Consider the following 17,632-nt stretch of genomic DNA (forward strand, 5'->3'; position numbering starts at 1 on the left):
CCAGAGAACAGGTGGGTCATGGGCGCAAGAACAAAGAAACTCAGCCAACTGGCCCTGACAGCACGCGGAGGCGCGAATCCCGACATTACCGGCCTGGCCGTCGATAGCCGTGAGGTCAAAGACGGTTTCCTGTTTGCAGCGCTTCCTGGTACGCGTGTCCACGGGGGTGAGTTTATCCAATTCGCTCTGCGGATGGGCGCTGCTGCTATTCTGACCGACGCTGAAGGCGCGCAGATCGCCGAGGCCGAACTGGCCGCATCCGATGCTGCCTTGGTTGTGGTTGAAGACCCGCGCCAAGCATTGGCTGGGTCCGCTGCACTTTGGTTCGGTGCGCAACCGCAGACGATTGTTGCGGTCACTGGGACCAATGGCAAAACCTCGGTTGCCACATTCGTCCGCCAGATCTGGGCTGAGCTCGGCTACGCTGCCGTCAATCTCGGCACGACTGGGGTGGAAGGCGCATGGACGGCGCCGCTGGCCCATACCACGCCCGAACCGATCACTTTGCATCGCTGCCTGTCCGAGGCCGCCGAGAATGGCGTGACTCATGCAGCGATGGAGGCGTCTTCGCATGGGCTGGAACAGCGGCGTCTGGACGGAGTGCATCTGGCCGCAGCGGGTTTTTCAAACTTCACGCAGGATCATCTGGACTATCACGAGACCTTCGAGGCCTATTTCGCGGCCAAAATGGGCTTGTTCGACCGGGTTCTGCCTGAAGACGGCACCGCAGTCATCAACCTGAGCGACCCGAAGGGTGCGCAGGTGCGCAAGATCGCTGAGGCGCGGGGGCAGTCTGTGCTGACCGTTGGGCTGGGCGAGGCCGATCTGTGCTTGATGAATCAACGGTTTGACTCGACCGGGCAGGATTTGCGGTTCTCCTGGCAGGGCAAGACCTTCCAGACGCGCCTGAACTTGATCGGAGGGTTCCAGGCCGAAAACATCCTGCTGGCTTGCGGACTGGTTATCGCGGCAGGCGACGACCCTGAGCGGGTGTTTGAGACCCTGCCGCATCTCACAACCGTCCGGGGTCGTATGCAGCTGGCCGCAACCCGCGACAATGGCGCGGCGGTGTTTGTGGATTATGCCCATACGCCGGATGCAGTCGCCACGGCTTTGAAAGCGTTGCGACCGCATGTGATGGGACGTCTGATCGCGATCATTGGCGCGGGCGGAGATCGCGACGCCACCAAGCGCCCGCTGATGGGAAAGGCCGCCGCCAATCACGCGGATATCGTCTTTGTCACTGACGACAACCCGCGCAGCGAAGACCCGGCCTCTATCCGCGTCGCCGTGATGGACGGTGCGCCAGATGCGACCGAAGTAGGCGATCGCGCCGAGGCTATTCTGCGGGGTATTGACGCTTTGCAACCCGGCGATGCGCTGCTGATTGCAGGCAAAGGCCATGAAACCGGCCAGATCGTTGGCGATCAGGTCCTGCCGTTTGATGATGTAGAGCAGGCGAGCATTTCCGTGGCTGCCCTTGACGGGAGGGTCGCATGACACTCTGGACTGCGGCGGAGGCCGCCTCTGCAACTGGCGGGCGCGCCACCCGTGATTGGACTGTGGATGGCGTTTCGATTGATACGCGTACATTGCAGCCGGGAGACCTGTTTGTCGCGTTGAAGGCCGCGCGGGACGGGCATGATTTTGTAGCTCAGGCGCTGGAGAAGGGCGCTGGCGCCGCCTTGGTGTCTTATGTCCCTGAAGGGGTGTCCGAAGATGCGCCTTTGCTTATTGTGGACGATGTGCAATCCGGGCTGGAAGCACTCGGACAGGCCGCCCGCGCTCGGACCGAGGCACGCGTGGTGGGCGTGACGGGTAGCGTTGGCAAGACCTCAACCAAAGAAATGCTGGCCACCATTCTGGAAACGCAGGGCAAAACCCATGCCAGTGTCGCCAGCTATAACAATCACTGGGGTGTTCCACTGACGCTCGCGCGGATGCCGCAAGACACTGAATTCGCGGTGATTGAGATAGGGATGAACCATCCGGGCGAGATTGCCCCGCTGGCCGGTCAGGCGCGCCCGCATGTGGGTTTGGTGACGACGGTGGCCGCTGTTCACCTCGAAGCGTTCGAGTCCGTTGCCGGAATCGCGCATGAGAAAGCAGCGATTTTTGAAGGGTTGGAGCCCGGTGGTGCAGCCATCGTGAACGCGGATATCGAACATGCGGGTATCTTGCGCCAGGCAGCACAAAACCTTGGCGCTGGAATCGTTGAGTTCGGTCGGCAAGGTGCAGATTACAAGCTGATCGAAGTGACTGCCGGGTCCGAAACCGTTCAAGCACGGGCTGAAGTTGGTGACACTGTGTTTGCCTTCGACGTCCAATCGGCAGGCACGCATTTTGCGATGAATGCGCTGGGCGCGTTGGCCGCTTGTGTTGAGATGGGTGTCGACCTGGATCAGGCAATAGACGGTTTGCGCCAATGGTCCCCGGTCAAAGGGCGCGGGGTGCGGGAAACTCTGCCGCTGGCGAGTGGCGGTCAGATCGAACTGCTGGATGATAGCTACAATGCGAATCCGACCTCGATGGAGGCTGCGCTGGACGTGTTGGCCGCCTCGAACGGAACGCGCCGTATCGCCTTTTTGGGCGACATGAAGGAACTGGGCCCGCAAGAGGTCACAATGCATGCGGGCATGGCCGGGGTGAGCGCGATGGCGCAGGTCGATCAGATTCACTGTATTGGCCCGTTGATGAAAGCGCTGCACGAGGCTTTGCCGGATACAAAGAGGGGCCTGTGGTTCGAAACCAGCGCCGAGATGGCTGAACACCTGCCGGATTTGATCGAAAGCGGCGATACCGTGCTGGCGAAAGGCTCGCTCAGCATGGCTTTGGCCCGGATTGTTGACGGTCTGCGGAAAATGGGGCAAGGGGGCGCGCTTGACGGGTAACGCGCCCGTGCGCCTCGTGTGAGAAAGGTACTGTAATGCTGTATTGGTTGACCGCCCTGTCGGACGGAGGGGATTTCTGGAACCTCTTCCGCTATATTACGTTCCGCGCGGGTGGGGCCTTTTTGACGGCGCTGATCTTTGGGTTTCTGTTTGGCAAACCTCTGATAAACGTACTGCGCCGCAGGCAGGGCAAAGGCCAACCGATCCGTGATGACGGTCCCGAGGGGCATTTCTCCAAAGCCGGAACGCCTACCATGGGTGGCTTGCTGATCGTAGGCGCGCTGGTGACGTCGACGCTGCTTTGGGCGCGCTGGGACAATCCTTACGTCTGGATGGTGCTGTTCGTGACGCTGGCTTACGCGGCGATCGGGTTCGCCGATGACTTTGCCAAGGTCTCCAAGCAGAACACCAAAGGCGTGTCCGGCAAAATGCGCCTGGTACTGGGAATCATCATCGCCGTGTTGGCCGCCTTCTGGGCGTCTTTGCATCATCCGGAGGCTTTGCAGAACCAACTGGCCGTGCCGATTTTCAAGGATACGCTGGTCAATCTAGGGATCCTCTACATCCCGTTTGCCGTTATCGTGATTGTGGGTTCTGCCAATGCTGTAAACCTGACCGATGGCCTTGACGGTTTGGCAATCATGCCCGCGATGATTGCGGCCACGACGCTGGGGATTATCGCTTACGCGGTGGGTCGCGTCGACTTTACTGAGTATCTGGATGTGCACTACGTACCCGGAACGGGCGAGATTCTGATCTTCACCTCGGCCCTGTTCGGCGGTGGCCTTGGGTTCCTGTGGTATAACGCCCCGCCTGCGGCTGTGTTCATGGGTGACACTGGGTCGCTCGCCTTGGGTGGCGCGCTGGGCGCGATTGCCGTGGCGACCAAGCACGAGTTGGTGCTGGCCGTGGTCGGCGGCCTGTTTGTGGTCGAGGCGCTGAGTGTGATCATTCAGGTTCTTTACTTCAAACGCACTGGCAAGCGCGTGTTCCTGATGGCACCGATTCATCACCACTATGAGAAAAAGGGCTGGGCTGAACCCACCATCGTGATCCGGTTCTGGATCATTTCGCTGATCCTCGCGATGATCGGTCTGGCGACACTGAAAGTCCGATAGCCCTCCCGCCAGGTTCAGAGGGCCTGCGGCCTTCTTGCCACCTGTTGGACCCGGCTCGCGCTGGCACGCGAGCCTGAAAGCGCCCTTGCCATCTGGATTTTCTTCGGTGCAGTGTGGCGCGCATTCAAGTTGAAAGAAGGGGGGCGGCATGATCCCGGTCAAAGGTTTCTCAGGGCAAAAGGTCGCCGTTTTGGGCCTTGGTCGGTCGGGTTTGGCGACGGCGCGCGCTCTGCGTGCCGGTGGGGCGGAGGCGATCTGTTGGGACGACAATCCGGCCGCGCGCGAGACTGCTGAAGGGGAAGGGTTTCAATGCCTCGATCTGCGGCACCACGGGGCGTTTGATGAGATCGCCACGCTGATCGTCTCGCCCGGTATTCCGCATCTTTATCCTCAACCGAACCCGGTTGTCGCCGCTGCGTTGGAGGCGGGCGTACCGGTCGACAATGACATCGGCCTGTTTTTTCGATCCTTTGCGGGGCCGGAGTGGAACAACTACGACACGCCTCCACGCGTGATTGCAGTGACCGGATCAAACGGTAAATCGACCACGGCGGCCCTGATCCATCACATCCTGACAGAAACTGGCCGTGAGGCGCAGTTGGCGGGCAATATCGGGCGTGGCGTGTTGGATATAGACCCCGGCTTCGATGGATCGGTCGTCGTGCTGGAGCTATCGAGCTATCAGACCGAGCTAGCTCGTGCGTTGACACCTGATGTAGCGGTGTTCACCAACCTGTCGCCGGATCATCTGGATCGACACGGTGGAATGGGCGGTTATTTCGCAGCCAAAAGACGCCTCTTTGCCGAGGGCGGGCCAGACCGTGCTGTGATTGGCATTGATGAAGCCGAAGGCGCATTCCTGGCGGGGCAATTGGCCGAAGGCCCGGCGGATGATCGGGTGATCCGGATCTCGGTTGAGCGCAAGCTGACCGGTCCGGGGTGGCAGGTCTTTGCCCGCAAAGGCTTCCTTTCGGAGTATCGCAAAGGGCGGCAGGCCGGATCTATTGATCTGCGCGGTATAAAGGGGCTGCCGGGCGCGCATAATCACCAGAACGCCTGTGCTGCCTATGCCGCTTGCCGGTCTCTGGGTCTTGCGCCGCGCGTGATCGAGGATGCCTTGCGCAGCTATCCGGGCCTGCCGCATCGCAGTCAGATCATCGCGGAAGCGGATGGGGTGACTTTCGTGAACGACTCCAAGGCGACGAATGTGGACAGTGCGGTGAAAGCTCTGAGTGCGTTCAAGAAGATTCGCTGGATTTGCGGTGGGTTGGAGAAAGAAGGCGGCATCGACGCCCTGAACGGTGCCTCGGATCAGGTGATCAAGGCCTATGTGATTGGGCGCGAGGCGGCGTGTTTCGCCATGCAGCTAGAGGTCGAGGCGCAGGTCTGCACCACAATGGCTGCTGCCGTTGAGCAGGCCATAGTCGACAGCGAGGCAGGGGAGACCGTCTTGCTGGCCCCTGCAGCCGCCAGTTTTGACCAATATGACAATTTTGAGCAGCGCGGGGATGACTTCGCGGCGCAGGTTCAAAAGCACATTAAAGCCTAGCCCGTTTGCAATTCCTTGCCGATTGGGCGACAGTTTGCGGGTATCGGCTTGAAGCCGTTTAAGAATTTGCTTTTCTGCTCGGAAATTCAAAAAGAGGTCATGAATATGCCTAACCCGAAATCCCTTCTGATCGTCCCGGCTCTGCTGCTGGCTGGGGCTTGCACGAATACAGGCGCAAACTACGTGCCCGTTATTGATGGCCCGGTTGGCCCCAACTATCAGTCGGACCTGCTGCAATGTCAGCAACTGGCGGCGTCTCAGGCGGCGGTCGATGGATCGACGGCGGGTAACGCGGCGATCGGTGCGGCGGGCGCTGCGGCGACTACGGCGATCATTCAGGACAGCAGTGACAACCTGGGTCGCGCTGCGGCGGCGGGTGCTCTGATCGGGGCCGGGGCTGACGTAATCGCAAAGAACCAGAACAAGGAAGTCATCGTGCGCAACTGCATGCGCGGACGCGGCTATAACGTCGTCGGCTAGGGCCGCGCAATCGATCGCGTCGGCTAACGCGCGGAAATGGCCTTTCCAGCGGCGTGGCCCGAGGACCACGCCCACTGGAAGTTGTAGCCGCCAAGCCATCCGGTGACATCCACCGCTTCACCAATCGCATAGAGGCCGGGGACATCCCTGGCCTCCATCGTTTTTGACGACAGGTCATCTGTGTCGATCCCACCCAGAGTGACCTCAGCGGTGCGGTAACCTTCGGTCCCTGAGGGGGTCAGCTGCCATTCTGACAATGCCGAGATCAGATCGTTCAGCGCCGCGTCCGACTGATCGGCAAGGTTGCCCTTCATCGGGATATGCTGGGCGAAGTGATCCACCAACCGCGATGGCAAGTGCCGGGCGAGTTCGGTGGTCAGAGCCTTGCGCCCTCCGGCTTGTCGCTGATTGCGCAGAAGATCGAACAAGGGCAGGTCTGGGATCAGATTGACGCGGATCGCTTCTCCCTCATGCCAATATGAGGACAGTTGCAGCACCGACGGCCCGCTAAGGCCGCGATGGGTGAACAGAAGTGCTTCGTCAAAACTGGTGCGGTCGTTGGAGAGACGTGCTGGCAGTGAGACGCCAGACAGCTCCTTGAACCTCCCGTCCGAGAAGGTGAACGGGACCAGCGCAGCGCGGGTATCCGTGACGCGCAGATTGAATTGATGTGCGATGTCATAGGCGAGACCCGTCGCACCCATTTTGGGGATCGACTTGCCGCCGGTTGCCAGCACAAGATTGCGGCAGGTCAGGCTGCGCCGTGCACCTTCGCGGTCGACCTCCAGCGCGAACTCGGCTTCGGTCTTGCGGAGCGCTTTGACCTCGGTCTGTAGCCACAGGTCGGCCCCGGCCCGGGTCATCTCATCCAGCAGCATCTGAACGATCTGCTTCGATGAGTCGTCACAGAACAACTGCCCCAGCGTTTTCTCATGCCATGCGATGCCGTGACGCCCGACCAGATCGATGAAATCCCATTGCGTATAGCGCGCCAACGCGGATTTGCAGAAATGCGGGTTTTGCGACAGGAAATTGGCAGGCCCCGCATACATGTTGGTAAAGTTGCAGCGCCCGCCGCCCGAGATGCGGATCTTCTCGCCCGGTGCTTTGGCGTGATCGATGACCAGAACCCGCCCGCCGCAATGCGCCGCGCACATCATACCGGCAGCACCGGCCCCGAGGATGATCGTGTCGAAGGTCATGCGCTGCGCATGGCTTGGTTTTTCGGCAAAGGCAATAGCGGCACAATCAGCAGCTGGCAAAGATGTAGCGGAACCACAGTGATAGGAAAACAAGGCGGCTGAACTTGACCCCCTAGACGCGAAGCCATACCAATTTTCCAGAGTTTCGGCGAATATTTGTGCGTTTGCCATTGTAGGCGGAGTTTTGGTTTTATGCCCTCAATGATTTTTGGTGCTTTTCGCAGCGATACCACCCTGAGCGATGCGGGCGCATCTAGCGCCGTTGTAAACTCCACTTTCACAATCTCGGCCTACAGCCAGATCACCATCGCAGATGGGGCGGACGATACGATCTTTGATGGCGACGATCAGTCGAACGAAACTGCGAACGATCTGACGCAAACCTTTAATGGCAATACGATTTTCTGGGATTTCACCGTTTCGGTGACGGATGGCACTAACACATATCAGATCGGCCTGTTTGACTATGACATCAATGACGACGGAAACTCAATCGGGGTCGACAGTGAAGACGGGTTCTTTATGGCATTTATCGGCGGCACCGTCCCGCCGCTGAACACCTCTTTGACGATCACTGCGATCATCGACAACGGCCCGAACATCGACATAGACACTGTCGTGCCTTGTTTCACGTCCGGCACCTTGATCGAAACACCTGATGGCCCGCGATTGATTGACGATCTGAACCCAGGTGATTTCGTTACTACTCAGGATAACGGCGCTCAACCGATCCGTTGGATTGGCAAGCGGAGCGTCGACAAAATCGATCTGACGCTGAAACCCAAGCTAAGGCCGATCCATATCGCTCAGGACGCTTTGGGGCAGGGGGTGCCTGCACGTGATCTTTGCGTTTCGCCACAACACCGCATGCTGGTCAGGTCAGCCATTGCTGAGCGCATGTTCGCCAAAGATGAAGTCTTCGTTCCGGCTTGCAAACTTCTCGATCTGCCCGGTGTTTCAGTGCAGACAAGCGGCGAGACTCTTACTTATGTCCATCTTCTTCTGGACCGCCATGAGGTTATCTTTGCTGAAGGCGCGCCGACGGAAAGTCTGTTCACCGGTCCCGAAGCGCTTAGGGCGGTCGGGAAGGATGGGGTCGAAGAATTGCGGCAAATTTTACCGCAATTTTTTTTAGACACCCACGAGCCTGAACCCGCGCGACTGATCCCGAGGAGGGGGAGGCAAATGCGCAATCTCGTTCAGCGTCACGTGAAAAACGGCAAGGCAATGGTTCAGAGAAAGTCTCAGGCTAACAGCGGCGTTTGAACTCGCTACTTGGTCTCCGTTTTTTGTTTGCACGGCTCATTTCCCTAGCCCAAACGCCAATTTCACTGTAGACTCTCAAACAGATCCCGAAAACGGGACGCGAGTGAGGCAGTAAGTGGCGGTATCTCATGACTGAGATGGTGTATGGCGCGGTCCAGGACCAGCGCGGGGAACCGATTCTACCAAAGTGGTGGCGGACGATTGATCGCTGGACAATGTCCTGCGTTCTGATTCTGTTTGTCATCGGATTGTTGCTGGGGCTGGCCTCATCGCCGCCTCTGGCCGGGCGCAACGGGTTTGATCCGTTCCACTATGTCGAACGTCAGGCGCTGTTCGGCGGATTGGCGCTGATCGCGATGTTGCTGACCTCGATGATGTCGCCGACACTGGTGCGCCGTCTGGCTGTGCTGGGCTTTCTGGGGGCCTTCGTGGCGCTGGCGTTCCTGCCGGTCTTCGGGACGGATTTCGGAAAAGGTGCTGTGCGCTGGTACTCACTGGGCTTCGCCTCATTGCAACCGTCCGAGTTTCTAAAGCCCGGATTTGTGGTCGTCGCAGCGTGGCTGCTGGCGGCCTCGCAAGAGATCAATGGCCCTCCGGGGCGATTGTGGTCCTTTGCGCTGTGTATGGCGATTGTCGGCATGTTGGTGATGCAGCCTGACTTCGGGCAAGCCTGCCTGATCCTTTTTGGCTGGGGCGTAATGTATTTCGTGGCCGGAGCGCCGATGCTTTTGCTGGTTGGCATGGCCGGAGTGGTCTTTCTGGGCGGGATGTTTGCCTATTCCAACTCGGACCACTTTGCCCGCCGCATCGACGGGTTTTTGAACCAAGAGGTCGACCCGACCACTCAGCTTGGCTACGCAACGAATGCCATCCGTGAGGGTGGTTTGTTCGGTGTTGGCGTGGGGGAGGGGCAGGTCAAATGGTCTCTGCCAGACGCGCATACGGATTTCATCATTGCTGTGGCGGCCGAGGAATACGGGCTGATCCTGGTGCTGATCATCATCGCGCTCTATTCGATCATCGTTGTGCGCTCGCTGATGCGCCTGATGCGTGAGCGGGATATGTTCATCCGTTTGGCTGGCACTGGCTTGGCGTGTATGTTTGGCGTGCAGGCGATGATCAATATGGGTGTGGCCGTGCGCCTGTTGCCCGCAAAGGGCATGACGCTGCCCTTTGTCAGTTATGGCGGCTCATCGCTGATCGCGGGTGGTATTGCGGTTGGCATGTTGCTGGCCTTCACACGCTCGCGCCCACAGGGTGAGCTTGGTGATATTCTGCGCGGACGAGGCTGATGGGCAAACCTTACCTGTTGATTGCGGCTGGCGGCACCGGGGGCCACATGTTCCCGGCGCAGGCTCTGGCCGAAGCGATGTTGCAAAAAGGCTGGCGCGTGCGTCTGTCGACCGATCCCCGGGGCGCTCGCTATACCGGGGGTTTCCCGCACACGACCGAGATTGTCGAGGCGTCATCGGCCACTTTCGCACGCGGCGGTCTGGCCGCAAAGGCACTGGTGGGGCCAAAGATTATGGGCGGTGTGACCAGCATGTCGATGCAGATGTTGCGCGACCGCCCGGACGTGGTTGTGGGCTTTGGCGGCTATCCGTCGATCCCGGCGCTGGGCGCGGCAACGCTGCTGAAGCTGCCGCGTATGATCCATGAGCAAAACGGCGTTTTGGGGCGTGTGAACCAGCTCTTCGCCACACGCGTGGCCCAAGTGGCCTGCGGTGTTTGGCCGACCGATCTGCCCGAAGGGTCCAGCGGCATTCACACCGGTAACCCGGTCCGGGCCTCGGTGCTGGAGCGGGCCGGTGCGCCCTATATCCCACCCGGTGAGTATCCGATGTCGGTTCTGGTGATGGGGGGCAGTCAGGGTGCGCGTATCCTCAGCGATGTAGTGCCCGAGGCAATTGCCGCTTTGCCCGAATTCCTGCGCGGGTTCATCCGGGTCTCGCATCAAGCCCGCGACGAGGATGGTGAGAGGGTCACGGCCTTCTACGCCGATCACGGCATTCGCGCCGATGTGCAGCCGTTCTTTGACGACGTTCCGCGCCGCATGTCGGATGCGCAGCTTGTCGTCAGCCGCTCCGGCGCGTCGAGCGTTGCCGACATCTCGGTCATCGGTCGCCCGTCGATCCTGATCCCTTTCGCCGCCGCCGCAGGGGACCACCAAACCGCCAATGCTCGAGGGCTGGTGCAGGCAGGCGGGGCAATCATGATCCCCGAAAAGGCGCTTGACGTTCCCTCACTGACCGAGCAAATGACCACGGTTTTGACCAACCCCGAAGCCGCACAGAAAATGGCCCATGCCGCCCTCTCGACAGGAGCCCCCGACGCCACCGAGCGTCTGGTCGCACTTGTCGAGCAACTGGCGCAGAAGGAGACCACATGAACCCCGCAACCAAACTGCCGCAGGACGTAGGACCGATCCATTTCGTTGGGATCGGAGGGATCGGGATGTCGGGCATCGCCGAGGTGTTGCTGAACCTTGGCTACCGGGTGCAGGGCTCGGATCTGAAGGCCTCGAAAATCACGGACCGGCTGGCGTCTCTGGGGGCCGAGATCTTTGTGGGGCAGAAGGCCGAGAACCTGCAGAACGCCGCCGTGGTCGTCACCTCGACCGCGATCAAGCCGGGCAACCCGGAACTGGACGAAGCGCGCGCGCAGGGCCTGCCGGTTGTCCGTCGCGCTGACATGCTGGCCGAACTGATGCGCCTGCGCTCGAACATTGCGATTGCCGGGACGCATGGCAAAACCACCACGACCACGATGATGGCCGAGCTGATGGTCGCGGGTGAATTCGACCCAACGGTCATCAATGGCGGCATCATCCACGCCTATGGCTCGAACGCGCGGATGGGGCAGGGCGAATGGATGGTGGTTGAGGCCGACGAATCCGACGGTTCCTTCAACCGTCTGCCCGCAACCATCGCCATTGTCACCAACATCGACCCCGAGCATATGGAGCATTGGGGCGATTTCGACAGGTTGCGCGATGGGTTCTATGAGTTCGTCTCGAACCTGCCCTTCTACGGTCTGGCGGTGTGCTGTACGGATCACGCCGAGGTGCAGGCTCTGGTTGGGCGCATCACCGACCGCCGCGTGCGCACTTATGGCTTCAACGCGCAGGCCGATGTGCGGGCCGAAAACCTGACCTACAAAGCCGGCGTCGCGCATTTCGACATCCACCTGCAATACGAAGACAAGGTGATCGAAGGCTGTACTCTGCCGATGCCGGGTGACCACAATGTCTCGAACGCGTTGTCGGCTGTTGCGGTGGCACGTCATCTGGGGATGAAGGCATCCGAAATCCGCGAGGCGCTGGCCAATTTCGGCGGCGTCAATCGCCGTTTCACCAAGGTCGGAGAGATCGACGGTGTCACCATCATCGACGATTACGGCCACCACCCGGTCGAAATCGCCGCCGTCCTGAAAGCCGCTCGCCAAGCGACCGAGGGCCGCGTGATCGCCGTTCACCAACCGCACCGCTATTCGCGCCTGTCCAACCTGTTCGATGACTTCTGCACCTGCTTCAACGACGCTGACGTGGTCGCCATCGCCGATATCTTCGCCGCCGGAGAAGACCCGATCGAGGGCGCCTCGCGCGATGATCTGGTGCAGGGCCTCATCCGTCACGGCCACCGCCATGCGCGGGCCTTGTTGGACGAAAACGATCTGGAGCGTCTGGTCCGCGAACAAGCCCGCCCCGGTGACATGGTCGTGTGTCTAGGCGCCGGGACAATCAGTGCATGGGCGAACGGCTTGCCGGAGCGGTTGCAACGAAAACAGGCTGTTTGACGGCTGATCGTAATTGCTGCACAACCTGAAGATGTGCGACCTATTACCAAGACCACGTCCCAGGAGGGGACAATGGACTATTCGACCATCTTTGCCGCCCTTTGGCTGATCAGCGCCACCATCGTGGCCTTGCTGCCGATGCGACTACAGTTCCCTCCGGGTATCGTCCTGTTGATCTGCGCGCCGGTGATGATCATCTGGCTGGGTTATGACCATGGATGGGTCTGGTCGGTTCTGGCCTTCGGAGGTTTCGCCTCAATGTTCCGCAACCCGATCCGCTATTACTGGCGCAAGTGGGTGCGAGGGGAGGTGATGGAGTGACCCTCTCTCTTGCCCTCGCGGCCCTGTGGGGCCTTGTTGCGAACTTGCTTGCGATGATCCCCAGCAAGGACAACCACTGGACCCGCGCCTATATCCTGATCGCGGTCGGGATCCCTCTGCTTGGATATGTCACTTATGAGAATGGCCCATGGGTCGGGCTGATCGTGCTGGTGATGGGTATGTCGATCCTGCGCTGGCCGGTGATTTATCTGGGGCGGTGGCTGCGTCAGCGGATTTGACCGTTTCACTGCGGATACAGGTTGCCAACTCCCTCTGAATCCGCGAGTTAGCAGCTATGACTGTTCTTCCTGTAACTCGTGGCAAACTGTCCGAAAACCGAAGCCTCAGCGACCTGACATGGCTGCGTGTCGGCGGTCCAGCTGACTATTTGTTCCAACCTGCGGATATTGAAGATCTGCAGGGCTTTTTGCGCGAGCTTCCCGATGACGTCGTAATCTTCCCGATGGGCGTCGGCTCGAACCTCATAGTACGCGATGGCGGATTGCGCGCCGTAGTGATCCGGCTGGGGCGGGGCTTCAACGGGATCGAAGTCGAGGGTACTAAGGTCACCGCAGGCGCGGCGGCTTTGGATGCGCATGTGGCGCGTAAAGCGGCGGATGCCGGTGTGGATCTGACCTTTTTGCGCACGATTCCGGGGTCAATCGGTGGCGCCGTTCGCATGAACGCAGGGTGTTATGGCAGCTACACGGCGGATGTTCTGAAAAAGGCCACTATCGTCACACGGCAGGGTGAAGTGATTGAGCTTGACCCAGAGGACTTGAATTTTCGCTACCGTCAATCCGATCTGCCTGATGGCGCGGTGCTGATCTCGGCAACCTTCGAAGGTCCCAAAGGTGACCCCGACGCGCTTCATGCCCGAATGGCGGCGCAGTTGCAAAAGCGCGACGAGACCCAACCCACCAAAGACCGCAGCGCCGGTTCGACCTTCCGCAATCCGGCCGGGTTCTCCTCGACGGGGAAGGCGGATGATGTGCATGACCTCAAGGCTTGGAAGGTCATCGACGATGCGGGCATGCGTGGGGCTACGAAAGGCGGCGCGCAGATGAGCCCCAAGCACTCGAATTTCCTGATCAACACCGGTGATGCCACTGCTGCAGACCTCGAAGGTCTGGGTGAAGAGGTGCGAAAAAAGGTTTACGAAACAAGCGGCATCACGCTAGAGTGGGAAATCATGCGGGTCGGTGATCCGCTGAATGAATAAAGCCCCAACCGTCAGACCATAACAGGCAATTAACGGCGACGGATCAAAGGCATAAACGCAGTACGGACCACCACATAAGGTCCGGGGACATTGAGGCGCACGTTGGGTATGTCGAGCAGGACAAGCCCCAAAGTGGCGGTATTGATGGGTGGCCCCTCGGCGGAACGCGAGGTGTCTCTCAGCTCTGGGCGCGAATGCGCAGCCGCCCTTGTGGGAGAAGGCTTTGAAGTAGTTGAACTGGACGCAGGTCCCGACCTCTACGCGCGCCTTTTGGATATCAAGCCGGACGTGGTTTTCAACGCTCTGCATGGCCGCTGGGGCGAGGATGGCTGCGTACAGGGTCTGTTGGAGTGGATGCGTATTCCCTACACCCATTCGGGTGTTTTGGCCTCGGCGCTTGCAATGGACAAGCAGCGCAGCAAAGAGGTCTATCAGGCCGAAGGACTGCCCATTGTTCCCAGCGTGATCGTGCCCAAGGTCGAGGTGGTTGAGGTTCACGTGATGGAGCCGCCTTACGTCGCCAAGCCCAACAACGAAGGGTCGAGCGTCGGCATCTACATCGTAAACGAAGGGTCGAATGGTCCTCCGCAATTATCGGAGGATATGCCCGATCACATCATGGTCGAAAAATACGTCGCGGGTCGCGAGTTGACGGTGACCGTGATGGGTGATCGCGCCCTGACCGTGACCGAGATCATGACGGATGGCGGGTGGTACGACTACGATGCCAAATACAAGCCCGGCGGCTCGTGGCATGTGCTGCCCGCGGACATCCCGCAGGATATCTTTGACCGCTGCATGGACTACGCTTTGAAAGCGCATAACGTTTTGGGCTGTCGCGGCGTGACCCGGACCGACTACCGGTGGGACGACACTATGGGCGCGGATGGGTTGTTCCTGCTGGAAACCAACACGCAGCCCGGTATGACGCCAACCTCTCTTGTGCCGGAACAGGCAGAACACTGCGGGATGAGTTTCGGCCAGCTCTGTGCTTGGATGGTGGAGGACGCCTCATGCGACCGCTAAGAGCCTCCCGCGCGCCAGTGATCCATCGGGCCAAACCTCTGGCCGGGCCGGATGCCGATTTCGAATCCGCTGATACCGAATCCCATGAAACGCAGCCTGTTCTGCGTTTGGGCGGGGTGAAGCTGTTCAACCGCACCGCGCGTCGGTCTGACCCGGCGCCCTCGCGCCTCAGCTACCGGTTCCAGCGTTGGATGCTGACACCGGGCATCCGCATGGGTGTCAAGCTGGGGCTGCCTGTCTGCGCTGTTGCGGCTGCCGTTGGTCTTTACTTCGCGTCAGAGGAGCGGCGCGAGGCGCTCAATACCTATATCGCAGACATCCGGACGTCGATTCAGGAGCGTCCTGAGTTCATGGTCAATCTGATGGCCATTGATGGTGCCGGTCCCGGCCTGTCGGATGACATTCGCGAAGTGGTGCCTTTGGATTTCCCAATCAGTTCTTGGGATCTGGATGTCGAACAGATGCGCGACACGATTACCGGGCTTGATCCGGTGAAATCAGCCACTGTGCGCATTCGGCCCGGTGGTATCCTGCAGGTGGACGTTGTCGAGCGTCAGCCTGTCATCGTCTGGCGCACCCGAGAGTCTATCGAGCTTTTGGATGAGACCGGCGTTCATGTGGACCTGATCGCCTCACGCAAGGAGCACAGCGATCTGCCTTTGATCGCGGGCAAAGGCGCGGATGAGCATGTCGCCGAAGCGCTTGAGATTTTCCGCACTTCTCGCAGCCTTGGCACCCGTGTTCGGGGCCTGGTGCGTATTGGCGAGCGGCGCTGGGATCTGGTGTTGGATCGCGGCCAGCGCATCATGCTGCCGACGGACCGCCCAGTGCGCGCGCTCGAACGGGTACTGGCCGTAAACGAAGTACAGGACCTGTTGGAGCGTGACGTGGCCGTGGTGGATATGCGCCTGGGACAGCGGCCAACTATCAGAATGACCAAAGCCGCCAGCGAAGACTGGTGGAATACAAAAGTGACAGTGGGTAACGGGCAGTAACGACCATGATGACCGATCTTTATCAGTCCCAACGCGCCATGCGGCAAATGCGCAGACAAGCGATGCAGCGGGGCGTTATCGCCATTCTGGATGTGGGTAGCTCGAAAATCTCGTGCCTTGTGCTGCGGTTTGATGGCACCGGACGGCTGAGTGAGGATAACACCATCGGCTCGATGGCCGGGCAGACAGGGTTCCGTGTCATTGGCGCGGCGACCACCCGCTCACGCGGGGTTCAGTTTGGCGAAGTGACTGCCATGCAGGAAACCGAGCGTGCGATCCGCACCGCCCTACAAGCCGCGCAGAAGATGGCGGATATCCGCGTCGATCACGTCATTGCTTGTTTCTCGGGCGCGAATCCGCGTTCCTACGGTTTGGATGCGCAGGTCGATCTAGAAGGCCAACTTGTGACCGAGGCTGAGGTTGGCCGTGTTCTGAACGCCTGCGACGTACCCGACTACGGAGCAGGGCGCGAGGTTCTGCATGCGCAGCCGGTGAATTTCGCCTTGGACAACCGCTCGGGCCTGATCGACCCACGGGGGCAGATGGGGCAGTCGCTGGCCGTTGACATGCATATGCTGACTGTCGACGCTATTGCGATCCAGAACATCGTCCGTTGCATCAAGCGTTGCGATCTGGAACTCGCAGGGATTGCGAACTCGGCCTATGTGTCGGGTATCTCGGCATTGGTTGAGGATGAGCAGGAGCTGGGTGCGGCCTGTATCGACATGGGTGGCGGTACCACCAGCGTGTCGATCTTCATGAAGAAGCACATGATCTATGCCGATTGCGTGCGCATGGGCGGTGATCACGTCACACAGGACATCTCGATGGGTCTTGGCGTGCCAACTGCCGTGGCCGAGCGGATCAAGACCTTCAATGGCGGTGTCCACGCGACCGGAGCCGACGATCGCGACCTGATCGATATTGGCGGCGATACCGGCGATTGGGAGCATGATCGCCGCACCGTCAGTCGGGCTGAGCTGATCGGGATCATGCGCCCTCGGGTCGAAGAGATTCTTGAAGAAGTGCGCGTCCGCCTGGATGCAGCCGGGTTTGAACATATGCCCAGCCAGCAGATCGTGCTGACCGGTGGGGGCAGTCAGATCATGGGGCTGGACGGCCTCGCGACCCGTATCCTTGGCCAGCGCGTCCGTCTGGGCCGCCCGCTGCGCGTTCACGGCCTGCCGCAATCTGCTACGGGTCCGGGCTTTTCCTCGGCCGTTGGTCTCAGCCTGTTTGCAGCGCATCCGCAGGATGAGTGGTGGGATTTCGAGATCCCCGTCGACACCTATGCCGCACGCCCGTTCAAGCGCGCCGTTCGGTGGTTCCGTGACAATTGGTAGAACTCCGCGCCTCGCCATGTGCGTGGCGCTTGCGCCCGGCCTCGCTTCGGCGCAGTCCGTCATCTCACCTGAGACGTTTCTGGACGCAGTGCTGGGCAAAACGGTGCAATTCTACGAAATCCGCAGCGGTGATCTGGTGGGAACTGAGCAGTTCCTGAACCGCAAAACCTCGGTCTGGCGGGTCGAAGGTGGGGGATGCGTCTACGGTCAGATCACAACACCGAATGGGCAGATCTGTTTTCTCTATGACGATGATACAGACGGCATTCCCGTCTGCTGGTGGCCATTCGAATATCAGGGCCGTTTGATGGTCCGGCTGGCAGAGCTAGGCAATGGTGAAATCCAGGAGGTGCGCAGTATGACCAATCACAGCCTGAATTGTCCAAGTGCCCCAATCAGTTGAAAAACACCTTGCGAAGGCCTG

17 protein-coding genes are annotated in these 17,632 nt (G+C 60.0%); 16 read left to right on the forward strand and 1 reads right to left on the reverse strand.

Annotated elements, in window-relative coordinates:
- Nucleotides 1-18 precede the first annotated feature (18 nt).
- The 5 genes from ACR0C3_RS07940 (at nucleotide 19) to ACR0C3_RS07960 (ending at nucleotide 6,038) form a co-directional block, all read left to right on the forward strand.
- Entirely contained in the window at nucleotides 19-1,500 is a 1,482-nt protein-coding gene (locus tag ACR0C3_RS07940) for a UDP-N-acetylmuramoyl-L-alanyl-D-glutamate--2,6-diaminopimelate ligase (RefSeq protein WP_480757980.1), read from the forward strand.
- Entirely contained in the window at nucleotides 1,497-2,891 is a 1,395-nt protein-coding gene (locus ACR0C3_RS07945; protein ID WP_480757981.1) for a UDP-N-acetylmuramoyl-tripeptide--D-alanyl-D-alanine ligase, read from the forward strand. Before ACR0C3_RS07940 ends, ACR0C3_RS07945 begins: the two co-directional genes overlap by 4 nt.
- A gap of 35 nt (nucleotides 2,892-2,926) precedes the next feature.
- A complete protein-coding gene (mraY, locus tag ACR0C3_RS07950; RefSeq protein ID WP_480757982.1) occupies nucleotides 2,927-4,009 on the forward strand; it encodes a phospho-N-acetylmuramoyl-pentapeptide-transferase in 1,083 nt (360 codons plus the stop codon).
- Nucleotides 4,010-4,157: 148 nt separating this feature from the next.
- On the forward strand, nucleotides 4,158-5,558 hold the full coding sequence (gene murD / locus ACR0C3_RS07955) for a UDP-N-acetylmuramoyl-L-alanine--D-glutamate ligase (RefSeq protein WP_480757983.1): 1,401 nt from the start codon (nucleotides 4,158-4,160) through the stop codon (nucleotides 5,556-5,558).
- Between the two features lie 99 nt (nucleotides 5,559-5,657).
- Entirely contained in the window at nucleotides 5,658-6,038 is a 381-nt protein-coding gene (locus tag ACR0C3_RS07960; RefSeq protein ID WP_170374988.1) for a glycine zipper family protein, read from the forward strand.
- Nucleotides 6,039-6,061: 23 nt separating this feature from the next.
- On the opposite strand, the gene ACR0C3_RS07965 is transcribed toward ACR0C3_RS07960, so the two are convergent.
- Complete coding sequence (locus ACR0C3_RS07965; RefSeq protein WP_480757984.1) at nucleotides 6,062-7,240, reverse strand: BaiN/RdsA family NAD(P)/FAD-dependent oxidoreductase; 1,179 nt, start codon at nucleotides 7,238-7,240, stop codon at nucleotides 6,062-6,064.
- Nucleotides 7,241-7,432: 192 nt separating this feature from the next.
- Between ACR0C3_RS07965 and ACR0C3_RS07970 the strand changes: the two genes are divergently transcribed.
- The 11 genes from ACR0C3_RS07970 to ACR0C3_RS08020 all read left to right on the forward strand — a co-directional run bounded on the left by ACR0C3_RS07970 (nucleotide 7,433) and on the right by ACR0C3_RS08020 (nucleotide 17,611).
- Nucleotides 7,433-8,506: a Hint domain-containing protein gene (locus ACR0C3_RS07970; protein ID WP_480757985.1), complete on the forward strand. Its 1,074-nt coding sequence runs from the start codon at nucleotides 7,433-7,435 to the stop codon at nucleotides 8,504-8,506.
- A gap of 128 nt (nucleotides 8,507-8,634) precedes the next feature.
- Entirely contained in the window at nucleotides 8,635-9,798 is a 1,164-nt protein-coding gene (ftsW, locus tag ACR0C3_RS07975; protein WP_480757986.1) for a putative lipid II flippase FtsW, read from the forward strand.
- Complete coding sequence (locus tag ACR0C3_RS07980) at nucleotides 9,798-10,895, forward strand: UDP-N-acetylglucosamine--N-acetylmuramyl-(pentapeptide) pyrophosphoryl-undecaprenol N-acetylglucosamine transferase (RefSeq protein WP_480757987.1); 1,098 nt, start codon at nucleotides 9,798-9,800, stop codon at nucleotides 10,893-10,895. The genes ftsW and ACR0C3_RS07980 overlap by 1 nt, the downstream gene beginning before the upstream one ends.
- Nucleotides 10,892-12,301: a UDP-N-acetylmuramate--L-alanine ligase gene (gene murC / locus ACR0C3_RS07985; RefSeq protein WP_480757988.1), complete on the forward strand. Its 1,410-nt coding sequence runs from the start codon at nucleotides 10,892-10,894 to the stop codon at nucleotides 12,299-12,301. Before ACR0C3_RS07980 ends, murC begins: the two co-directional genes overlap by 4 nt.
- Nucleotides 12,302-12,373: 72 nt before the next feature.
- Complete coding sequence (locus ACR0C3_RS07990) at nucleotides 12,374-12,622, forward strand: DUF2484 family protein (protein WP_480757989.1); 249 nt, start codon at nucleotides 12,374-12,376, stop codon at nucleotides 12,620-12,622.
- Nucleotides 12,619-12,861 carry a DUF2484 family protein gene (locus ACR0C3_RS07995; protein WP_480757990.1) on the forward strand — a complete coding sequence of 81 codons (243 nt, stop codon included), beginning with the start codon at nucleotides 12,619-12,621 and terminating at the stop codon, nucleotides 12,859-12,861. Before ACR0C3_RS07990 ends, ACR0C3_RS07995 begins: the two co-directional genes overlap by 4 nt.
- 56 nt (nucleotides 12,862-12,917) lie before the next feature.
- Nucleotides 12,918-13,844, forward strand: coding sequence for a UDP-N-acetylmuramate dehydrogenase (gene murB / locus ACR0C3_RS08000; protein WP_480757991.1), 927 nt, complete (start codon nucleotides 12,918-12,920; stop codon nucleotides 13,842-13,844).
- Between the two features lie 108 nt (nucleotides 13,845-13,952).
- Nucleotides 13,953-14,870 carry a D-alanine--D-alanine ligase gene (locus tag ACR0C3_RS08005; RefSeq protein WP_480757992.1) on the forward strand — a complete coding sequence of 306 codons (918 nt, stop codon included), beginning with the start codon at nucleotides 13,953-13,955 and terminating at the stop codon, nucleotides 14,868-14,870.
- The gene (locus ACR0C3_RS08010) at nucleotides 14,858-15,865 is read left to right on the forward strand and encodes a cell division protein FtsQ/DivIB (RefSeq protein ID WP_480757993.1); all 1,008 of its coding nucleotides are present in this window, start codon (nucleotides 14,858-14,860) and stop codon (nucleotides 15,863-15,865) included. Before ACR0C3_RS08005 ends, ACR0C3_RS08010 begins: the two co-directional genes overlap by 13 nt.
- Nucleotides 15,866-15,873: 8 nt before the next feature.
- Nucleotides 15,874-17,208: a cell division protein FtsA gene (gene ftsA / locus ACR0C3_RS08015; RefSeq protein ID WP_170375007.1), complete on the forward strand. Its 1,335-nt coding sequence runs from the start codon at nucleotides 15,874-15,876 to the stop codon at nucleotides 17,206-17,208.
- Nucleotides 17,195-17,611 (forward strand): hypothetical protein, encoded by a 417-nt coding sequence (locus ACR0C3_RS08020; protein WP_480757994.1) that lies wholly within the window; start codon nucleotides 17,195-17,197, stop codon nucleotides 17,609-17,611. The genes ftsA and ACR0C3_RS08020 overlap by 14 nt, the downstream gene beginning before the upstream one ends.
- Nucleotides 17,612-17,632: the final 21 nt, after the last annotated feature.

The organism is Ruegeria sp. CK3 (assembly GCF_056536565.1).

Coding starts and splice junctions, on each gene's coding strand:
- murD (WP_480757983.1), top strand. CDS start 4,158: ATGATCCCGGTCAAAGGTTTCTCAGGGCAAAAGGTCGCCGTTTTGGGC.
- ftsW (WP_480757986.1), top strand. CDS start 8,635: ATGACTGAGATGGTGTATGGCGCGGTCCAGGACCAGCGCGGGGAACCG.
- ACR0C3_RS07945 (WP_480757981.1), top strand. CDS start 1,497: ATGACACTCTGGACTGCGGCGGAGGCCGCCTCTGCAACTGGCGGGCGC.
- murB (WP_480757991.1), top strand. CDS start 12,918: ATGACTGTTCTTCCTGTAACTCGTGGCAAACTGTCCGAAAACCGAAGC.
- ACR0C3_RS07965 (WP_480757984.1), bottom strand. CDS start 7,240: ATGACCTTCGACACGATCATCCTCGGGGCCGGTGCTGCCGGTATGATG.
- murC (WP_480757988.1), top strand. CDS start 10,892: ATGAACCCCGCAACCAAACTGCCGCAGGACGTAGGACCGATCCATTTC.
- ACR0C3_RS08010 (WP_480757993.1), top strand. CDS start 14,858: ATGCGACCGCTAAGAGCCTCCCGCGCGCCAGTGATCCATCGGGCCAAA.
- ACR0C3_RS07960 (WP_170374988.1), top strand. CDS start 5,658: ATGAATATGCCTAACCCGAAATCCCTTCTGATCGTCCCGGCTCTGCTG.
- ACR0C3_RS07980 (WP_480757987.1), top strand. CDS start 9,798: ATGGGCAAACCTTACCTGTTGATTGCGGCTGGCGGCACCGGGGGCCAC.
- ACR0C3_RS07940 (WP_480757980.1), top strand. CDS start 19: ATGGGCGCAAGAACAAAGAAACTCAGCCAACTGGCCCTGACAGCACGC.
- mraY (WP_480757982.1), top strand. CDS start 2,927: ATGCTGTATTGGTTGACCGCCCTGTCGGACGGAGGGGATTTCTGGAAC.
- ACR0C3_RS07990 (WP_480757989.1), top strand. CDS start 12,374: ATGGACTATTCGACCATCTTTGCCGCCCTTTGGCTGATCAGCGCCACC.
- ACR0C3_RS07970 (WP_480757985.1), top strand. CDS start 7,433: ATGCCCTCAATGATTTTTGGTGCTTTTCGCAGCGATACCACCCTGAGC.
- ftsA (WP_170375007.1), top strand. CDS start 15,874: ATGACCGATCTTTATCAGTCCCAACGCGCCATGCGGCAAATGCGCAGA.
- ACR0C3_RS08005 (WP_480757992.1), top strand. CDS start 13,953: ATGTCGAGCAGGACAAGCCCCAAAGTGGCGGTATTGATGGGTGGCCCC.